This window comes from SAR324 cluster bacterium (genome assembly GCA_015232315.1).
In the GTDB taxonomy this organism is placed as follows: domain Bacteria; phylum SAR324; class SAR324; order SAR324; family NAC60-12; genus JADFZZ01.
The window spans coordinates 23,639-43,509 of sequence record JADFZZ010000033.1 but is presented as its reverse complement, the minus strand read 5'-3'; the positions used below and the strand labels follow the sequence as shown (position 1 = coordinate 43,509).

16 protein-coding genes are annotated in these 19,871 nt (G+C 45.7%); 11 read left to right on the top strand and 5 right to left on the bottom strand.

The window, feature by feature from the left end; all coding sequences use genetic code 11:
- The first annotated feature begins 1 nt into the window (after position 1).
- The 10 genes from ychF (at position 2) to bioA (ending at position 10,825) form a co-directional block, all read left to right on the top strand.
- Positions 2–1,093 carry a redox-regulated ATPase YchF gene (ychF, locus tag HQM11_17430; GenBank protein MBF0352820.1) on the top strand — a complete coding sequence of 364 codons (1,092 nt, stop codon included), beginning with the start codon at positions 2–4 and terminating at the stop codon, positions 1,091–1,093.
- Between the two features lie 157 nt (positions 1,094–1,250).
- Positions 1,251–1,658 carry a 30S ribosomal protein S6 gene (gene rpsF, locus HQM11_17425; protein MBF0352819.1) on the top strand — a complete coding sequence of 136 codons (408 nt, stop codon included), beginning with the start codon at positions 1,251–1,253 and terminating at the stop codon, positions 1,656–1,658.
- 29 nt (positions 1,659–1,687) lie between these two features.
- On the top strand, positions 1,688–1,978 hold the full coding sequence (locus tag HQM11_17420) for a 30S ribosomal protein S18 (protein MBF0352818.1): 291 nt from the start codon (positions 1,688–1,690) through the stop codon (positions 1,976–1,978).
- A 61-nt stretch (positions 1,979–2,039) separates the two neighbouring features.
- Positions 2,040–2,576, top strand: coding sequence for a 50S ribosomal protein L9 (locus HQM11_17415; GenBank protein ID MBF0352817.1), 537 nt, complete (start codon positions 2,040–2,042; stop codon positions 2,574–2,576).
- Positions 2,577–2,627: 51 nt separating this feature from the next.
- Positions 2,628–3,983 carry a replicative DNA helicase gene (gene dnaB / locus HQM11_17410; protein MBF0352816.1) on the top strand — a complete coding sequence of 452 codons (1,356 nt, stop codon included), beginning with the start codon at positions 2,628–2,630 and terminating at the stop codon, positions 3,981–3,983.
- 13 nt (positions 3,984–3,996) lie between these two features.
- Positions 3,997–5,010, top strand: coding sequence for a hypothetical protein (locus HQM11_17405; GenBank protein MBF0352815.1), 1,014 nt, complete (start codon positions 3,997–3,999; stop codon positions 5,008–5,010).
- Positions 5,011–5,228: 218 nt separating this feature from the next.
- Positions 5,229–6,839, top strand: coding sequence for a CTP synthase (locus HQM11_17400; protein MBF0352814.1), 1,611 nt, complete (start codon positions 5,229–5,231; stop codon positions 6,837–6,839).
- Positions 6,840–6,847: 8 nt separating this feature from the next.
- Positions 6,848–9,118 (top strand): hypothetical protein, encoded by a 2,271-nt coding sequence (locus tag HQM11_17395; protein MBF0352813.1) that lies wholly within the window; start codon positions 6,848–6,850, stop codon positions 9,116–9,118.
- Positions 9,115–9,537: an FKBP-type peptidyl-prolyl cis-trans isomerase gene (locus HQM11_17390; GenBank protein ID MBF0352812.1), complete on the top strand. Its 423-nt coding sequence runs from the start codon at positions 9,115–9,117 to the stop codon at positions 9,535–9,537. Before HQM11_17395 ends, HQM11_17390 begins: the two co-directional genes overlap by 4 nt.
- 1 nt (position 9,538) lies before the next feature.
- Positions 9,539–10,825, top strand: a complete 1,287-nt coding sequence (gene bioA / locus HQM11_17385) for an adenosylmethionine--8-amino-7-oxononanoate transaminase (protein MBF0352811.1) — start codon at positions 9,539–9,541, stop codon at positions 10,823–10,825.
- On the opposite strand, the gene HQM11_17380 is transcribed toward bioA, so the two are convergent.
- The 4 genes from HQM11_17380 to HQM11_17365 all read right to left on the bottom strand — a co-directional run bounded on the left by HQM11_17380 (position 10,820) and on the right by HQM11_17365 (position 15,611).
- Positions 10,820–12,220: a hypothetical protein gene (locus HQM11_17380; protein MBF0352810.1), complete on the bottom strand. Its 1,401-nt coding sequence runs from the start codon at positions 12,218–12,220 to the stop codon at positions 10,820–10,822. The genes bioA and HQM11_17380 overlap by 6 nt on opposite strands.
- Positions 12,221–12,867: 647 nt before the next feature.
- Complete coding sequence (locus tag HQM11_17375; GenBank protein ID MBF0352809.1) at positions 12,868–14,163, bottom strand: adenylate/guanylate cyclase domain-containing protein; 1,296 nt, start codon at positions 14,161–14,163, stop codon at positions 12,868–12,870.
- 9 nt (positions 14,164–14,172) lie between these two features.
- Entirely contained in the window at positions 14,173–14,850 is a 678-nt protein-coding gene (locus HQM11_17370) for a hypothetical protein (protein MBF0352808.1), read from the bottom strand.
- Positions 14,847–15,611, bottom strand: a complete 765-nt coding sequence (locus HQM11_17365; GenBank protein ID MBF0352807.1) for a hypothetical protein — start codon at positions 15,609–15,611, stop codon at positions 14,847–14,849. Before HQM11_17365 ends, HQM11_17370 begins: the two co-directional genes overlap by 4 nt.
- A gap of 158 nt (positions 15,612–15,769) precedes the next feature.
- Here HQM11_17365 and HQM11_17360 point away from each other — a divergent pair, with 158 nt between their 5' ends.
- Positions 15,770–18,799 carry a long-chain-acyl-CoA synthetase gene (locus HQM11_17360; protein MBF0352806.1) on the top strand — a complete coding sequence of 1,010 codons (3,030 nt, stop codon included), beginning with the start codon at positions 15,770–15,772 and terminating at the stop codon, positions 18,797–18,799.
- 373 nt (positions 18,800–19,172) lie between these two features.
- On the opposite strand, the gene HQM11_17355 is transcribed toward HQM11_17360, so the two are convergent.
- On the bottom strand, positions 19,173–19,802 hold the full coding sequence (locus tag HQM11_17355; GenBank protein ID MBF0352805.1) for a c-type cytochrome: 630 nt from the start codon (positions 19,800–19,802) through the stop codon (positions 19,173–19,175).
- Between the last annotated feature and the right edge of the window lie 69 nt (positions 19,803–19,871).

Below are 19,871 nucleotides of genomic sequence, written 5' to 3'. Positions count from 1 at the left end.
CATGGGATTGGAAGTTGGAATTGTAGGATTGCCCAATGTTGGAAAATCAACGCTGTTTCAGGCTTTGACCAAAGCCCATGCGGAAATTGCCAATTATCCCTTTTGCACTATTGAACCGAATATTGGTATTGTGCCTGTTAAAGATGATCGCATGACCAGACTGGTACAATTGGTGGAACCAGACAAGGTGGTTCCCAGCACCTTGAGAGTTGTGGATATCGCAGGACTGGTGAAGGGCGCCAGCAAGGGTGAAGGTTTGGGAAACCAGTTTTTAAGCCATATTCGACAGATTGATGCCATCATTCATCTGGTGCGGTGTTTTGAGGATGAAAATGTAAGCCACGTTTCTGGAGCACTTTCACCACTCGATGACCTGGAAGTGATCAAAACAGAATTGATTCTTGCCGACCTGGATCAAGTGGAACGCAAACTGGAACGCACCATAAAACAGGCCAAAGGGGATAAAACAGCAGCAGAGTCTATCCCTGTTCTGCAGAAGCTTCTGGACACTTTGGCCAAAGGTGAGCTGGCACAAGCCATACAACTGAATGAACAGGAAAAATTATTGATCCGTGATCTGAATCTGATCACCATGAAGCCATACCTCTATGTGGGCAATGTCAGTGAAACAATGCTGACCGAAGATGAAGGCCACTTTTTGAAATTGAAGGAACTGGCCGAAAAAGAGGGAATCCAGGTGGTGAAAATCTGTGCGAAGATCGAGGCTGAACTAGCTGAAATGGACGCGGAAGAGGCTACACTGTTCATGCAGGATCTTGGTATTGAAGAATCAGGTCTTGATCAACTGGCAAGAGCCGGATATCACTTGCTGGATCAGATCACCTATTTCACTGCGGGCAAGCAGGAAGTTCGTGCGTGGAATATCATGCGAGGCACCCAGGCTCCCAAAGCAGCCGGCAAAATTCATTCTGATTTTGAAAAAGGATTCATTCGTGCCGTAGTGTATCATTATGACGATATCAACCAGCTTGGCTCAGAAGCCGCGGTCAAAGATGCCGGGAGGTTACGGATGGAAGGTAAAGATTATGTGGTTCAGGATGGAGATGTGATTCATTTCCGGTTCAATGTCTGAGATCTGTTTGGTCTCTGTTTTCCGTCATTCATTGACGGCTAGTCTGCCGAATTGCTTCGGCAATAAACTCCTGGTTTCAGGAGATCCAGTGGTGTCAGTTCCAACGAACTGACTTAGTCCTTGTCTGCTATTGCAGGCTTAACTCGAAAGGAACAATATGAAAGGTTTTGAAACTGTTTTTATTACAGACAGCAATATAAGTGAGGCCGAAACTCAAGCCACACTCGAAAAAATTGAGGGTGTGATTGCCCGATATGAAGGTGTTACCAAACACAAAAATGTTTGGGGACGGCGGCGATTGGCATATCCAATTCAGAAAAAGAATTATGGATTGTATCACCTCTGGTACATTGAAGGCACAGGCGAAATGCTCAAGGAACTTCACAAACAATTGGGGTATTTGGAAGAAGTGCTTCGTTTTCAGACGGTCAGTGTTGACGATGTGGATGCCGCAAACCATGCATTTATGAAGCTCAGTGACAAAAACTATGAACGACCTGATGAAGCTGAAGTTATTGTTGATGAAATCGAAGCTGCTGATGAAACTGTAACAGAAATAGTTTAATACCTAATCACGGATAACCGGAGAAACCTATGAACAATAAAAAAAAGAGTAAACGACCTGGTCAACGTGGAGGTGTACCCGCTTCCATTTTGCTGAAACGCCGCAAAAGCTGTCCCTTTAAGGAAGCCGGCATTGATGTTATTGATTATAAAGATGTGGATTTGCTGAAAAATTACATCACGGATTGTGGCAAGATCATTCCCAGCCGTATTTCAGGAGTGTCCATGCCCTATCAGCGCATGTTGCGTCAGGCAATCAAACGCGCAAGGAATCTGGCGCTTATCTCCTATACAGCAGGATATATCAACCCTGAATCTTGAAATCCAGCCCCTGATGGAAGTGGATTTCTCTAAATTTAAAACATTTAACTGAGGTAACACTGTGGCAATTAGAATAATCCTAGCGGAAGATGTCCCAAATCTGGGGGTGATTGGGGACATCGTACAGGTCAAACCCGGATATGCCCGCAACTTTTTACTTCCCCAGAAAAAAGCAATACTGGCTGACAGTCAGGAATCCAGAGAATTCAAACATCACCTTCAGCATCTTGAAAAGAAACGCAAAGCAGCGGTCATGGATGCACAGGACAAAGTTGCGCGGCTTAAATCGCTCAACATTGAAGTTCTGAAAAAAGCAGGCCCGGGAGGAAGATTGTTTGGTTCAGTGACGATTCCGGAACTGATTCAAGTCTTTGCACAAAATGGCTTTACACTGGAGCGCAGATCTATCATTTTGCAGCAACCAATCAAAACAATAGGGAACCACACCATTGATGTTCGCCTGCATACCGAGGTAAAAACCGCGGTAATCGTGAAAGTGAAGGCCGATGGCGAAATCCCTGTGGCATCCGCACCTGTTTCCGAAGCACCTGTCGAAGAACCGGTTGATGATTATTATGATGATGAAGCGGATGAGTGACACCTGTGAGGTTCTGATCCGCAAGGATTGAAGAATTTCAGGTCTAAAACAATGTCCTCTACCAAAATAGAAAAACTGGATGAATTGCTTCCCAATGACAAACTTGCTGAACAAGCGGTTTTGGGAGCAATCATTATTAAAAATGATTTATATCCAGTAATTTCTGATGTTCTGGAAGCTTCCGATTTCTTTTCTCCCGCACACCGGCATTTGTATGAAGCCATGCGGGAGCTTTTCGAAAAAAACTCCCCGATTGATGAACTCATTCTCCATCAACTCCTGACGGATACCAATAAAATAACCCAATCCGGTGGTGTTGAATATCTTGCGACGCTTGCGCAAACCGCGCCAGTTCCAGACAATGCCATTCATTATGCCCGCATCGTTGCTGAAAAAAGCCAACTACGCAACATTATCGTCACGGCTAACGATATTGCCCGCCAGGGACGTGAAGGCAATATCAATATTCCCGGTTTTATTCTTGAAGCGACCGAGAAGCTCAAGGCCATTGAATCCCGGACAAAATCCAGAAATTATGAGCATCTCAAAACCATTCTGCTGAGAAATTTTGAACTGCTGGAGCAACTGTCACAGAATCATGATACGGTGACAGGACTTCCCACTGGATTTACAGATCTGGATGAACTCACACGCGGGTTGCAGGCAGGAAACCTGGTGATCATCGCGGCACGGCCTTCGATGGGGAAAACAGCCTTTGCCATGAATATTGCCTATTTTGCATCGCATGCACGACAGTTGCCGGTCGTTGTGTTCAGTCTTGAAATGCCGAAGGAGCATTTGGCAATGCGCTTGTTGTGCAGTGAAGCAAAAATCAACAGTAAAAAATTATGGTCCGGGAACCTGGACAGTGAGGATTGGGAAAAACTGCTACAGGCCACATCCGTTATGGCCGAAACTCCGCTGATTATTGATGATCAGGCGGCAATCACACCCAACCATATCAGGCAGGTTGCTCGACAGATCCATCAGGATCATAAGGGCTTAGGCTTGATTGTGGTTGATTACCTTCAACTCATGCAGGCTTCACGCAAGGTCAATTCCCGTGAGCAGGAAGTTTCTGAAATTTCAAGAAATCTGAAAGCGATTGCCAAAGAATTCAATGTGCCAGTCATTGCGTTGTCACAACTCAATCGTGACCTCGAACGCCGGCCTAACAAACGGCCAATGATGGCGGATCTGCGTGAATCCGGAGCTATTGAGCAGGATGCGGATGTAATTCTCTTTATTTATCGTGATGAAGTGTATAATGAAAATACTGCGGATCAAGGGATTGGAGAAATTATCGTCGCAAAAAACCGTAACGGCGAACTCGGTCATCCCATCCGGCTGGCGTTTATTGGTCAATACACCAAATTTGCCAATTTAAGTCTGCAAGACACACCATAATATGGATTCCACAATGGATAATAAAGTGTCCCAAACAAGACAAGCTGAAGACTTTCTGGAATGGCTGGATTCAGATAATCTCATTAAATACATGGTGATCCTTTCGCCACCCAAGATCCCATTGACCTGTTTTCCTGAAATTGTCGGAGGCATTTTAAAACAAGTACTGTCAAAAGAATGGTCGGCCTTGAGCGAACGAGCCAGAAACTACGTATCCTGGATGTCATCCAAGGCAGAAGCGGTTGATATGCTGGCACCACCCCCAACAGGTCCTGCCACCAAAGGCTTTGAATTACTGGCCATTGACCTGCATGGCAGAAGTTTTGGCGGGATCATGGAGCAATGCAAGGAATTGAATATCCCGTCAGTCGTCATCAGGTTTGCCTCGCTCATTGTCACATTTCTGACATTGAGGCTGTTGAGAAAATACATCGCCATCAATCAGGATCAGGTTCCATCGTTGATGTTCACACAGAATGTGGATGGAAATTATCTGAATTATCCCATGGCACTCAAACAGATTCTGAAACTGTTTCCTGAACACAAAAACCGTTTTTATCTGGAAATCAATGAATACATCACAGAAGATTATCTGAACACAATCAGAACATTATCCAATGAACTGGGCATACGTCTGGTGCTGGATGATTCCAATAAAATGGATAGTGCTGTGCATTGGAAACTTCTGGATCTTGCGGACTGGATTAAAATAGATTTTGAAGCGACACGAACGCTGGAACAATTGCTGATAGCAGGGCATGGGCCACAAATTCTTGAACACTATGAAAATTACGCAAAAGGAGCGAAATCTCCGGTCATTGTGTTTGAAGGTTTGATGGAAAAATCTCCGCTTAAACCTTTTTTTCAGGAAAACTGGAAACATCCGGGAACAGCACTTTATTATCAGAGCCGGGAACGTCTACCCATTCCACCATGGGATAAATATTTTGGACTCCTTCAGGATTATAAGCCGGAAGAGTTTGGTTTATTTTTCAAAGGGTTTGATAAAATGATTCTTTCTGAATAAAGGATGACAGTGACTCAGGAATGTATTTCCATGAGAGAACAATTAACAGGTTGTCCGGTTTTTAATCAAACCGGTGATTTCTTCGCACTTCAATCGAACGTCAAAAGTCTTGTGTTTAGATAGTCTGTGAATTATTTTCGCACCTTCCATTCAACTCGTGTCACATCATTATTAAAATCTTTTACAATCAATGATTTAATCGAAGCTGAGGCATTTCAATGCAAACCAAATATATTTTTATTACAGGCGGTGTTGTATCAGGATTGGGTAAAGGTATAGCGGCGGCTTCCATCGGTGCTTTGCTTGAAAGCCGTGGATTGAGCGTGAGTCTGATGAAACTGGATCCGTATATCAATGTGGACGCCGGGACAATGAGTCCCTTTCAACATGGGGAAGTGTTTGTTACGGAAGATGGCGCTGAAACCGATCTGGATCTGGGCCATTACGAACGTTACACCCATACAACTTTAGGCCGTGGACACAATTGCACGACGGGACAAATCTATGACACGATCATCCGCAAGGAACGTGCCGGTGAATATTTGGGACGGACTGTTCAGGTGGTTCCGCATGTGATTGATGAAATCAAAACAAGGATCATCAAGGCTTCCCAGAATGTTGATGTTTCCATTGTGGAAATCGGTGGTACCGTCGGTGATATTGAATCGTTGCCTTTTTTGGAGGCCATACGCCAGTTTCGACATGATACTGGCATGGACAACACCATTTTTATCCATCTCACACTGATTGTTTTTGCCTCGGAGGAAATGAAAACCAAACCGACACAACACAGTGTGGGAAAATTGAGAGAAATCGGGATTCAACCCAATATCCTGATTTGTCGTTCTAAAGCGCCTTTGCCTGAAAATGTTAAAAAGAAAATTTCACTCTTCACCAACGTACCCGAACAATCGGTCATCACAGGACTCGATGTGAAATCGGTGTATGAGGTTCCACTCATTTTTCATCAGGAACGTCTGGATGATATTATCGTGGAAAATCTGCGTATGTGGACCAGAAGTCCCAAACTGCAGGAATGGGCAGAGATTGTGGATCGTTTTAAAAATCCCCTGGGTGAGGTCAACATTGCGTTTGTGGGCAAGTATGTGCAGCAGAAAGACTCTTATGAAAGTCTGAATGAAGCATTGATCCATGGAGGCCTGGCCAATCATTTGAGTGTCAATTTGCATTATGTCAATTCTGAGGATATTGAAACACAGGGTGCTGATAAAATTCTGGCATCCATGGATGGTATTCTGGTAGCTCCGGGATTTGGCGAGCGTGGTGCTGAAGGTAAAATTCAGGCGGTTCACTATGCCAGAACACGGAATATCCCGTTTTTTGGAATTTGCCTCGGAATGCAGATGGCCATCATTGAATTTGCCAGAAATATGGCAGGCATTCCCAAAGCAAATTCAGGCGAATTCACACCTGGAAATCCTGACAATGTGGTCGATCTGATGCCAGAACAGGAAGGTTTTCAGGAAACCGGAGGCAGTATGCGTCTGGGCGGATACCCCGCGGTTCTGAAAGCTGACAGTTTGATTGCGCGCATTTACGGCAGCACCGAAATTTCAGAGCGGCATCGGCATCGTTATGAAGTCATGAACCAATTTGTTCCAAAACTCGAACAAGCAGGAATGGTAATTTCTGGACGACATCCAGAACGTCATCTGGTGGAAACCATTGAATTGAAAGACCACCGTTGGTTTGTGGCCTGTCAGTTTCATCCGGAACTAAAATCCAAACCGTTCAAACCTCATCCGTTATTTGCGTCGTTTATTGAGGCTTGTAATCAATACAAATCTGAACGCACGTCCGACACCTGAACCCGTCTATGAAATTATGTCTGATGATGGAGGGATACTCAAAACATCATAAACAATTCAACTTTTTCAGAGTGGTTGGGAGTATCCTGCTGTTAGTGCAACTCCTGACTGCCATAGCTATGGCACAATCCCCTACGATTGCGACTCGGGAAGAATTTTACAAGATCTCCGCCAAAACCATTCTTCAATTGAATCAGGATGGTTTTAAACCTGCTTTTCTTTCCAAACTCTCGCCCTTGCTGAACCAGTTGTATTCCTCCAAACAAACGTTTGTGAACGCCTTGAAACAATTACCGGATCCTCCTACAAGCAAGCAGATTGAAACGCTTCTGACATATTCCCGTTTAGACAAACTTCAGGTTCGTTCAAAGGAGTTTTCCGGTGATCTGGGGAAAGGCGAAGTCATTTTTTATGGTGACGTTGTTGGACAAATGCCGCAGGAAAGTATTGATTTCTGGGCAACAAAACTGCTTTTGCAAAATCAGACCGGAGATGCCTACGAAAAAATGATTGCCGAAGGCAAGGTCCGCATCAAGCAAATTGATCAGTTCATCGAGTCTGATTATATGTTGTATGATCAGAAAAATGATGTTCTAAAGCTGGATGGCAATGTGAAAATCAGAACACCCAGAGGTTTTATCCGTGGAAATGCCGCCATACTGGAACGGACAGCACAGAAGGCCGCTGTTTTTGGAGATCCCACTGTTCGCACGGATGGAAGGATCAAAATGCTGTTTTTTACCGGAAACTCAGCTTTGGATATTCCGGACAACCCGACAGGACTTCCTCTTCCGCCACTGGATTCCAACAAGACAGCAAAACCACAGGTTATATTTTTATTGAATGACGAAAATCTGGCTATCCTGGAAAAAGAACTAAATTTTCAAATCGCGGTCTTTGCCAGGTTTAAAACCCTGAAGGGTCAACGATTTGAGTCAATTGACTCCTTTTTTTCCACCCTGGAAGAGACCATCGGCTTTGATCGGTTTTTTCAATACAAAGCCAAGATTGTCCGGTATTCAGAAGCACCTCGTTATCTCCTTACCAACCAGACTTTGGTTCGGTTGGAAGAAAATGGCATTCCAACTGAAATTCTCGCAAAACTTGAAGCCTTCAAAAACCAATCGATTGTTACTCAGGAAGATTTTTATGCGAAAACAGAACAAATTCTGAAGTTGGTCTCCCAGAAACAAAAAAAACTCATTCAGGAACGCGCGTTGGATCAGCCCTTTTTTCAGATCAATCGGGAGTCCATTGACATCCTTGGAGAACCCAGAATTCCGATTGAGAATCTGGCTACACTCAATTTTATTAAAAACCAGAAATTTAAATCTGAATCAGAGTTATGGATTGCCGTTGAAAAAAGAATGGGATCAACAGCCTTCAATAAATCTCAATTACGATTAAAACGGCATGTTGAGACTGTGGATGATGATCATGACGGGATTCCTGAGGCCTGGTCACTCACCAGCAAATCGTTTGAAAAACTATCGGAACCCCCCTTGCCTGATCCTGTGTTGAAGACACTGAGCAGTTTGGATGGACAACGTTTTACAGATTCAGAAGATTTACTCCGTTTTCTTAAAAATATACTTGGTTCTGAGGAAACGCTCCTGTATGGCAATCGGATTCTGGAACAGGTGGTACACTCCAATCTCCGTATCACAGAATACAGTCTGCTCCGTCTCAAAGAGGATGGGTTGTCCACTGAAATACTGGATTATCTGGAGTCCATTAAATACAACTCCTACCAGAATAAAACAGAATTCATGAAAACCTTAAGAAAACTTCTTGGCGAGGACATCGCCACCAAATATGGCAAAGCGATCATGCCCTATGCATTGAGTTCTCTGGAACTTGGCAAAGTGATGCTGTTACGTTCTCAACAAGTCACCATTAACAAAGCTGAAGGCCTTTCACGTTTTGAAGGGAATGTGGAATTGTATCGAGAGAGTGAGCAATTGTTTTTGAAAGCAGGCAACATCAATCTTACCTTTGGTGCAGAGGAAACCCTTAAAGAAGCTCGCGCCCTTCAAAATGTTTGTCTGGAGCAACCTGGCCGGGTAGCAAAAGCTGATTTTGCATTGTTCGATGAAGTGCAACAGAATATTTTACTCGAAAACAATGCTGAAGTTCATGCTGAACGCTATAATCTGAAAGGAAATAACATTCATCTGGCCATTGACGTGAAAAAAAGTATCGCCCAGGGAGACAATAAAACACCGATTGAAGTGAACGTTTATCCGCAACCACAACCCGTACCATTTCACTGCCGATGAAAGTAGGTTCTGCAAACACTCCTCCCAATGCTGAAAAAAAGATAAATAAAAAACCAAGAATAGCAGTGGATTCAGCGTTCAAGAAAACCCGTTCCGGTCTGAAAATCTATGTGGAACATTTCGGAGAGGGGAAGGCCTTACAAAAAGGGGATAAAGTGAAAGTGCATTATGAAGGCTGGTTGGCTGAAGACTATACCATGTTTGACAGCAGTCGTAAAAAACGGAAACCTTTTGAATTTGTTCTGGGTGAGAATCAGGTGATTCCAGGATGGGAAGAAGCCATGTCCGGCGTGAAAGAAGGCTCCAAAATACAGTTAATCGTTCCTCCGGAACTTGCTTATGGTCAACAGGGTTTTGACAATATCAAGATTCCGCCCAATGCTACCCTGATTTTTCAGGTGGAAGTCCTGCGTGCGTGATATGACAGAAGATCTTAGTGCCAAAGACACACGTCTCATTTGGCATCCCTTCACTCAACAAAAAACATCCCCCCCGCCAATCCATATCGTCAGAGGTGAAAACACCCTGTTATTTGATGTGCATGGAAAAAGCTATATTGATGCGGTCTCATCCTGGTGGGTCAATCTGCATGGCCATGCAAATCCTTACATTGCGGAAAAAGTTTCCCGGCAACTGACCATTCTGGAACATGTGATTTTTGCCGGATTCACTCACACTCCGGCAGTGGAGTTGGCTGAAAGGTTGTTATCTCATTTACCGCATCAACAGCGACTGTTCTTCACTGACGATGGTTCGACGGCAGTGGAAGTCGGACTCAAAATGGCCTTGCAGTATTGGCGGAACCAGGGACAGCCCCGACAAAAAGTGATCGCCTTTGAAGAGGCCTATCACGGAGATACCTTCGGTTCAATGTCAGTCAGCGGCAGGAATGTCTTTACCGCACCGTTTGATCCACTTCTGTTTGAAGTCAAATTTATTCCGCTACCGTTGCCGGGTAAGGAGCAACAAGCGTTGGATCAATTGAACGCATTGATCAAATCTCAGGACACCGCGGTTTTTATTTTTGAACCACTGGTCCAGGGTTCCGCAGGAATGCGGATGTACCAAGCCGATGTGCTGGATGACATGGTCAGGCTTTGCCAGCGTGAGGAGGTCTTGACGATTGCGGATGAAGTCATGACGGGTTTCGGCAGGACAGGACACTGGTTTGCCACAGACACACTCAGGCATAAACCGGATATCGTGTGTTTGTCCAAGGGACTCACGGGTGGAACCATGCCCATGGGCGTTACCACCTGCAACTCAAGAATTTTTGATGCTTTTTATTCAGATGATAAAACCAAAACACTGTTTCATGGCCATTCTTACACAGCAAATCCTCTGGCTTGTACTGCCGGACTGGCAAGTCTGGATCTTCTGGAAAAACCGGAATGTCAGGAACGAATCCAAGAAATTGTCCGCCAGCATCAGGCATTTGTCCAACGAATAGGACCTCATCCGCGCATCAGGGACATACGGCAACAAGGGGTTATCCTGGCGATAGAGATCTCCACAGAGTCTGAAACCTCTTATCTCAATACGATCAGGGATCAACTCTATGCGTTTTTTCTGGAAAAAGGGGTACTGCTACGGCCTCTGGGAAATGTGGTCTATATCCTGCCGCCTTATTGCATCACAGCGACAGAACTGGATTATGTGTATCAGGTGATTGAAGAGGCGTTGGCCACTGTGGGGATCGACTCATAAGACTTTTTTTCGGCCCTCTTCAGCGGCCCTGCGGATCTCGTCCTTGCGTTTTTCTTCTTCCTTCCATTCATGTTGATCCTGCTCCAGTTTGTTCGATTCATGGACCACAAATGATTTGTATTTTTCACCTTTAGGTCCGGGCATTTTACCCACACACTGTTTCATCAGGTTCAGAATATCCTCTTTTTCCTTAAAGATTTCAGGGGAATTTCTTTCTTTTCCCAGCAACAGCAGCGAATCCTGCAATCGAGACGCCGCATCAGATACCTTGCCCATCTCCGCATAGGATCGTCCTACCACGGCCAGAATCTCTGAACGTTTTTTCCGGTTTTTCTCAGCAGGAAAATATTTCAATGCGGTTTCATAATGATTGATAGTGAGTTGTTTGATGTCTTTGTAGGATTGAGTGATCGTCATTTTATTAACGGGACCACGGATTGGTGTGATCGGCGTTCTTGATTTGATATGAATTTCAGCGTCACGGTTATAACGAAACAGAAAATTCTGAAATATCTGACCATTTTTAAAATCCGCTTCCCAGTTATAAATAGCTTTGTACATTTCAGCGATATTAAGGTGCAGCACACAGACTTTTTCCCGGTCCGCAGGAGTCATGGGTTTTTTAGACTGAAAATAATCCAGCATACTTTCATATTGATAGAGCGAGTCTGCGTAACATCGCTGTTGCAAATAGAGTGAAGCCAGTTTATTTCTGACATTAATGGTAGGTTGCTGTTCCTTGATGGAACGTTTCAAGGCAACATTCTGGTTAAAAATTTCTTTTTCCCTCGACATGTGTTTTACAAATGCTTTGGGCATTCTAGCCATGATCTGCAACAGGAGGAACGACGCGATGTTGTCTACGCCCTGATCAGAATATTGCACAATCATTCTCAGACAATCAATGGCCTTGAACAATAGAACGACCTGGGTCCCCATGGTTTGACCTGTTTCCCTGGACTGGTCAATCAGCATCTTGATAATGACTTTGAGATGTCCAATACATTCCCTTGGGCCTTTTTTAAGATAATGCCTGACATGCTCATCCAGAGCATCTTCACTGAATTTATTCTGTTTGATCATGGTCTGGAAATGTTCCAGTGTTACCTTGTAACTGCCATACAAGGCCACATCCATCATTTTATGGAGAATTCCCATTTCGCGTTCTTCCTGCTCAATGGATTTATTTCCCAGAAAAAAACGGTCTTCTTCCTTGAATTTTTCAGGAAGTTCCAGCATGGCCATATCTTTGCCGCCATCCTTGCCAGTCGATGCGGAACCACCTTTGGCAGGCGCACCTCCTTTGGCAGGCGCACCTCCTTTAGCCTGAGCACCCTCCTTGGCAGGAGCCTCTTTTGCAGCCTTTTCATTTTCTTTTTTTACTTCTTCTGCCACGTGCGAGGTTTCCTTTCCAGTTTCCAGACCTTAAAATATTTTCAGTGAGATACCACTAATTGATGAAAACCAGGTGACCAAACCTGATTTTCATGAATTCATCTTATCTACCAATTACATAGCTCCTGGAAAAAACGCAAATATCTTGTTCCGGTCAATTGCTGTCGCATACTTCAGAAGGCCATAGTCATCGTTTCGCCAGTTTCAGACGGTGGCCAGTAAAGAAAATGCTAGAATCATCGCGGATAAATACCCTTTCGGAGAGGGTAGCATCGGGTTACGTCCCGATGAAATTCCACGGTTTGTCGCTTTCCCCTGGACTCAAGGCTGTTCATTTCTTCTTATTTTGAGCTTCAACCAGATGGTAGGCTGGGGGATTACATGCCCCGCAAACGCCAAACATCGTATGTTTGACGGGCATGTAGTCCCGTCCTACCGTAGAACTGAACAGCCCTGCTCCTGGATTACCGTTCCAGGTATCGTCCTGCCCGATTTGTGCCACTCACCGGCCAAACGATGACTATAGCCATTTTAACGTCGCAAGCGGTGGGAAACTAGACCCACGCTACGCATTAAACGTGCAAAACGATATGGAAAATAAACTTGCTGATCAAGCTATTAAAACCATTTTGAATGAATAGGTCTGTCTATTTTTGCTCAGGACTGAGGAGGTTGGTCATCTCAAAGATTGCTACAGGTTCTTCCTTGCCACGAACCATTTGCGGTGGAAATGTCTGGAGAACAGCCTGATCCGCAAGACTCAGTCTGGTGCTTTCACTGATCAACACTGACGTTCCCAGTCGCCCATTCAATCCCTCGATCCGAAATGCCGTGTTGACCGTGTCGCCAATCACAGTGTACTCAAGTTTTTCAGAGGCCCCCACATTGCCGATGACCACGGGTCCTGTATTCAAGGCGGCACCCAATCTTAGTTTTTCCGGAGATTCGGGCCAGACTTCATGTTGCAGAGCCATGATTTCCAATGCGGCTTGCGCCGCGTGCAACGCATGGTTTTCATCCGGAAACGGTGCACCAAACACCGCCAGCATGCCATCTCCCAGAAATTTATTCACATGCCCATGATATTTGCTCACAATTTCCTGCTGACGGTCAAACAACGCATTCAAAAATCGCACAATTTCGGCAGGTTGTTTATGCGATGAAAAACTGGTGAACCCTCTGATGTCTGTACAAAGAATCGTGACCTCTCTCATTTCACCTTCCAGAACACTGGTCTGGCTCAATAAATGTTCTGCGACCACTGGCGAAACATATTTACCAAACATGCGCCGAAGGTATTCACGTTGTTGCATTTCTTCGGCAAATGACGCGGAAAGTCGTCTGGCTGTACCCGAGATCGCGGCTGCCATAATCCCTGCAAGTACCAGATAAATGGCTCGTTGCGAATAGATAACGACATTCAGAGAGGGCAGTTGTTCCACCAGTTCCTCTGGAATCCCCGGCGCCAGAAAAACATACAGACACATCAATTCCAATCCTGCCAAAATTCCGGCATACACACTGAGTTTGATGCGAAAGCGGAGGGTTGTCGCGCTCACTGCGATAAAATAAAGATAGGTCGGAGAACTGGTGAGTGCATAAGCCGGTGACTGGTGCAGCGTATCAACCAGAGCGATCAGGGTTGGCGCACTGACTTCCAGAGTGCTGGAAACATACTTGATCCAGGGATGATATTTTCCACGTTGGATGATCTTGATGATCAAGGCGTAATAGACAGCGTACACCATGGCAATGGCGCATAAAATCTGACCCAGCCTGACATTGAATCCAAGCAGGACCGTCAGACCGAACAACCAGCCTGTCAAACAAACCATCACCGCGACTTTGGATATTTTCAATTCGCCGGCATCTTCTTCCTGTCTCAGCATTTCTTTCATGGACTGCTGGAAGTCCAGCTTGTTTGTTTCAGCGTCTTTAATCATCAGGGGCTCTTAGTGGTTCTGAATCATCAGCAGCATTTCCAGTCTGTCAGACAACAACAGGATTTCCTGATCGTTGAGGGATGGCATGATCTTGTGAATCATTCCATGAACGGCTTTTTCCACCAGGCCAATTCCCCAATGGATTATGCGAAACGCCCATTTGCCGGCATCGACCCTTCTGGCAGCTTCAAGAAAACCATAATCCAGCACAACATCGAGCAGTTCTTTCTGCAATTCCATGCACAACGGTGTGTGTTGGGTCGGCGGAGGGGCCTTGCGGGTGAGTTCTATGTTTTGATACAAACGACCGGCGAAATCATCTGAGATCGGAATGCCGAAATACGCCTTGTTTTCTCTGATGATCAGCATCTCTTCCAGAAATTCCGTCAGGGGGCCAAACTGTTCCGAAGTTAATCCGTGAACAACTTTGCGAATAATCATGTGCAGACCACTTTTGCTGGCGGCTGTTCCCAGGTGAACAATTCGGGTGGCCCATGGCCCAAGTTGAAGTAATTCCGCGGTTTCCAAAAAAATAAAGTCAATCGACTGATCCGAGATTTCAATCACAGTTTCAGCATAATCATCGGCATGGTTGGTTGCCGGAGGCTGGTTGCGGACACGCTGTATGATTTCTTCCAACCGTTTTCGGGTCTGCTCTGTGAGGGGATAAATAATTCTGTGACTCATGCGGACTCCTCAACGGGGATGGCACAACGTAAAATCAAGGTTTCCTGTTGACTGGAAATATTCCACTGCAGAACCATTAAATGCTGTTTTTCAGTGATCAACTTCTGGCTGAGTTTCAATGTTGGAACAAACTTTTTCAAATAGCCGGTTCCGGGTTCTAGCAACGGACATAGGGCTTCACTCCATTGTTTTACTATTCCACCAAAGCGGATGAACATCGCGGATTCCGGTTTGTCTGTCACACTCCAGGAAATAACATCCTGACCATCCTGATTCAGCGAACAGAGAAACAGGACCAGACTTGAAGGAATATGCCAGATGAAGGGCTGCTTTTGTTGCCCGCAATACCCCAGAATGTAATAGGTTGTGTTTGCTTCCAGCAGTCTGAAGTTTTCATAAAGTAGTTCCTGTTTCTCACAGGACTGGACTGTAATCGGATCTCTGGTTTTTCCGGTAAAAAAATTCGAAAGAAAGACAGCCAATTTTTCAGAAAGTGTAGAGTTCGCCTTATATTCCACAGGCTTGGCCACGGCCCGTGGAGAAACAGGTGGAGTCTTTTTTTTATGGACGGGAAGCGTTTTTTCTTTTTTTTCAGAAGTCAGAATCTCAGGCGGAATTCTGGATTCGTTCTGACTGTTCTGCACAAACGGTTCCACATCATGCGCGGAAAAAGTATCATCGATCATCTCTGCAAGCAGATCCTGATCCATGTAGATGTCATTGCTCAGTAAATCATCATTGGGTTCTTCATTCGGATTCATACAGCTTCACAACAAATAATTCAGATTTTTGAAATGTCCCACAAAACTTAGAATGGAAGTCTGTGAAAAAAATCACATTGAAAAAACCAGCGTGGTACGCCATAAACAAAGAGTACAGGAAATAACTGTGCTTTGTTTATCTTTTTCATAGAGGAAATATGCTGGAAACCGCAAGGAATTTTAAAACTGTTCGTCAGTTACAGCGCAAAGTCCGTGTTTTTCAAAAAGGGGCTCAAAATGCGATGGAATTGCTGAAAGAAGGTCGTCTGAGTGCGCCTTACCAAACACCGTTCGCAATTTTACATGACACACAGGTTTACAAACTCAGACGGTATGTCCACGAAGGCGATACTCCCAGAAAAGACAACGCACCAGTCATTTTACTGGTTCCGCCCTTAATGGTTGCATCGGAAGTGTATGATATTTCACCTGAACTCAGTGCTGTGGCCTGGATGGTCGCTCAAGGCCTGGATGTCTGGCTCACAGACTTCGGCGCGCCGGAACATCAGGAAGGTGGCATGGATCGGACACTGGATGATCATATACTGGCGATCAGTGACTCCATTGACCGGATTCGCAGCGCAACTGGAAAAGATGTGCATCTCATCGGTTATTCTCAGGGCGGCATGTTCGCATATCAATGCGCCGCCTATCGAAAATCGGAGGGAATCCTCTCGCTGGTCACCTTCGGCAGTCCTGTGAATCTGCACCGGAATCTCCCCAACATCAAGGAAAGTGTCGCCCAGCAGGTGATTCAAAGGGGTAGCAAGGTTCTCACCAAACCACTGGAATATATGGATGGTCTGACAGGTGCCATGTCCAGCACTGGTTTTAAATTGATGAGTGGTACCAAGGAACTTCAACAGATCATGGGGTTTTTCAAAGTTCTACACGACAGGGAGGCTCTCGAAAAACGTGAACGTCAGCGTAGATTTCTTGGTGGTGAAGGCTTTGTGGCGTGGCCGGGACCTGCCTTGCGCAAATTCGTGGATGAAATGGTGGTGAACAACCGGATGATTTCAGGCGGGGTTGTGATCAATGGACGTTCGGTCACTCTGGCTGATATCTATTGTCCCGTGCTGTATTTTGTCGGCAGTCGTGATGAATTTGGCCGTCCGGCGTCAGTAAGAGCCATCAGGAATGCTGCACTCAATGCCAGTCTTTATGAAATCGAACTCAAAGCAGGGCATTTCGGGTTGGTGGTCGGTTCCAAAGCACTGAAAATCACCTGGCCCACCGTGTATGAATGGACTCACTGGATTGAAGGCAAAGGCAAAGAACCCAATTTTAATCCTGAAAATATCGAACATGAGCAAACAGAGGATCATACCCCTCGTGAAGGTTTCATGGGTAATTTGTATGATGCGGCAACTGAAATGTTTGATGGGGTGTGGAATCGTCTGGGAAATGTTTCTCTGGAAACGTCAGAAATGATTGATGTCCTTCGCTGGCAACTTCCCAGAATCGCTCAAATCTGGAAACTTCAGGAATCCGGTTTGAATATCAGTTTGAGTTCAGCTCTGACAGAACAGTCACAGGCCATTCCTGAGGCCACTTTTTTTCTGTGGGAAGGCAACGCGTTCACCTATAAACAGGCCGAATACAGGGTCAACCAGATTCTTTCAGGGTTAATCAACGCCGGTGTCAAACCGGGAATGTATGTGGGAATCTACATGAACAACCATCCGGATTTTCTGACAACACTGGCCGCTCTGAATCGTATGAATGCTGTGGCTGTGTTGTTGAATGCGGAATCAAGGGGCTTTTCCTTCAAACAGGCTCTTATGACCGGACAAGTCAGGATGTTGATTGCCGACAAAGAGCATCTTGATGGTTTATCGGACAATCTGGGTCTTGAAAAAATATGGATACTCGGGGCGGATGACGAGACAAAACTGCCTGAAGGACTGATTTCGTTCGATCCCTATATTGAACAAGATCTTGATAAGTTTGAATCACCATTTCCTCTCAATGCCGGCAGGTCAGAAGATCTGGCCATGCTTATTTTTACGTCAGGAACCACCGGAATGCCCAAAGCGGTAAAAGTTACCAACCGGCGCTGGTGCATGGCGTCCCTGGCAACTGCCGCAGCCGCAACGCTTACCACCCGTGACACCGTTTATTGCTGTCTGCCTCTGTATCATTCCTCAGGACTGATGATCGTGGTGGGTGGGGCGCTTATTGGGGGCTCCCGTTTGGCCTTGGCTCCCAGATTTTCGGTGTCCTCCTTCTGGGGCGATGTGCGGCGCTATGGTGTCAGTGTGGTGGGCTACGTCGGAGAAATGTGTCGGTATCTGATCAATGCGCCGGAAACTCCGAATGAAAAAAATCATTCCATTCGTTTGTTCATGGGAAATGGCATGCAGAAGCATGTCTGGGAGGATGTGATGGAGCGGTTCCATCCTGAAAAGATTCTTGAATTCTATGCCTCAACGGAAGGCAATGTAGCCCTGGTGAATCTCAGTGGCGAAAAAATCGGTAGTGTCGGGCGGCCCATGTATGATCCCGGACGAATCCAGTTGATCCGGTTCAATCCGGAAACCCAGCAACTCATCATCAGTTCCAAGGGGCGGGCGATGCCCTGTGAAACCAATGAAACAGGACTTCTGGTCGCCCGGATTGATGACAAACATCCTGCCGGAAAGTTTGATGGCTACATGGATCCCTCGGCCACTGCCAGCAAAATTCTGCGAGATTTGTTCAAAGATGGCGATGCCTGGTTTTCTACCGGGGATTTGATGCGCATGGATGAAGATGGCGATTACTGGTTTGTGGATCGGATAGGGGACACCTTTCGCTGGAAGGGTGAAAATGTTTCAACAGAAATGGTTGGCGAAATTATCAGTCAATTGCCGTTTGTGGCCGCCGCGACTTCCTATGGTGTGCTTCTGCCCGGACGTGAAGGACGGGTGGGTGTGGTGTGTCTGGAAATAAAGCCGGATGAAATTTTTGATGGGAAAGCACTGTTTAAGCATGTCGAACAGAACCTCACCAAAGCGGCTCGTCCCCGGGTGGTACGCCTGGTGTCACGCATGGAAACCACAGGCACACTCAAATTTGTGAAATCCCGCTTGCGTGATGAAGGAATTGATCCCTATCGGATCAGCGATCCGTTGTATTTGTATGATGTTGAAACGCAAAGTTATGTGCCTATGACGCCAGCCGATTATCCCGCAAAAATTGATTGATTGTTATGTGTAGGGGGCAACCCGCTGGTCGCCCTCTCCCAATGTCGTCAACTTAAGGCGTTCTTCGCCGAGGAATCCCCCTTTTCAAAGGGGGCATGGGGGATTTAACGCTCAGAATTACATCCCCCAACCCCCTTGAACCAAGGGGGAACTGAAACACAGCACCATTCAGAATGCTTAAGTTGATGACATTGCGCCCTCTCCTGGTCATGGCAAAGACTTCCATTGCTCAAAAAGATCAGTCTTCTGTCGTATGTTCCACAGGATCATGACCATTCCAGGCATGAACAGGGATCTATGTGTTTTTGGGAAAGTTTTCAGGGATTGCCTGAAAAAGAAGACAGGCCCCCAGGCAGGGAGCCTGAAAGACTGCTTACTTGAGGGAGTTGATATAAGCCGCAACATCAGCCGCTGCTTGATCGGAGGCAACAGTCATGGCCATTGGTCGCATTTGAGCACCAAAAATATCTTTGGGATCAGCACCACGGATACCGGCTTTGAAATTGCTGATCTGGCGAACGATGTACCAGTCTGGCAGAGTAGACAATTTGGGAGCGTTCAGTGCTTTGTTTCCTTCACCATTTGGTCCATGGCAACTGGAGCATACCATAAAAACCGCTTTTCCGGCATCGACTTTTCCTGAACCGGTAGCCACGGGTTTTACTGCTTTCAGTGTCTGGATATAAGCCGCGACATTTTCAATTGCCTTCTCATCGGCCAGAGTCATTGCCATTGGTCGCATTTGTGCGCCATACATATCTTTCGGATGCAATCCACGAACTCCAGCTTTGAAATTTTGAAGTTGTCGTACTACATACCATTCTTCCTGTCCCGCAATAGAGGGCGCATTCAATGCCTGATTTCCCTCACCATTCGCACCATGGCAACTTGAACAAACAGCAAAGTTTGCTTTTCCCGCCGCTGCGTCCCCAGCCGCATTCACATTCATACCGATCCCCAGACATACCAAAGCCATCAAGCCGGAAGCTAACCATTTTTTCATTGTCTTCTCTCTTTACAGGTTACAGTTGATTTCTTCTCACCATTGAGAAGGGCGAAACCTTCGCCAAAC

Coding starts and splice junctions, on each gene's coding strand:
- ychF (MBF0352820.1), top strand. CDS start 2: ATGGGATTGGAAGTTGGAATTGTAGGATTGCCCAATGTTGGAAAATCA.
- rpsF (MBF0352819.1), top strand. CDS start 1,251: ATGAAAGGTTTTGAAACTGTTTTTATTACAGACAGCAATATAAGTGAG.
- HQM11_17420 (MBF0352818.1), top strand. CDS start 1,688: ATGAACAATAAAAAAAAGAGTAAACGACCTGGTCAACGTGGAGGTGTA.
- dnaB (MBF0352816.1), top strand. CDS start 2,628: ATGTCCTCTACCAAAATAGAAAAACTGGATGAATTGCTTCCCAATGAC.
- HQM11_17405 (MBF0352815.1), top strand. CDS start 3,997: ATGGATAATAAAGTGTCCCAAACAAGACAAGCTGAAGACTTTCTGGAA.
- HQM11_17400 (MBF0352814.1), top strand. CDS start 5,229: ATGCAAACCAAATATATTTTTATTACAGGCGGTGTTGTATCAGGATTG.
- HQM11_17395 (MBF0352813.1), top strand. CDS start 6,848: ATGAAATTATGTCTGATGATGGAGGGATACTCAAAACATCATAAACAA.
- HQM11_17390 (MBF0352812.1), top strand. CDS start 9,115: ATGAAAGTAGGTTCTGCAAACACTCCTCCCAATGCTGAAAAAAAGATA.
- bioA (MBF0352811.1), top strand. CDS start 9,539: ATGACAGAAGATCTTAGTGCCAAAGACACACGTCTCATTTGGCATCCC.
- HQM11_17375 (MBF0352809.1), bottom strand. CDS start 14,163: ATGATTAAAGACGCTGAAACAAACAAGCTGGACTTCCAGCAGTCCATG.
- HQM11_17370 (MBF0352808.1), bottom strand. CDS start 14,850: ATGAGTCACAGAATTATTTATCCCCTCACAGAGCAGACCCGAAAACGG.
- HQM11_17365 (MBF0352807.1), bottom strand. CDS start 15,611: ATGAATCCGAATGAAGAACCCAATGATGATTTACTGAGCAATGACATC.
- HQM11_17360 (MBF0352806.1), top strand. CDS start 15,770: ATGCTGGAAACCGCAAGGAATTTTAAAACTGTTCGTCAGTTACAGCGC.
- HQM11_17355 (MBF0352805.1), bottom strand. CDS start 19,802: ATGAAAAAATGGTTAGCTTCCGGCTTGATGGCTTTGGTATGTCTGGGG.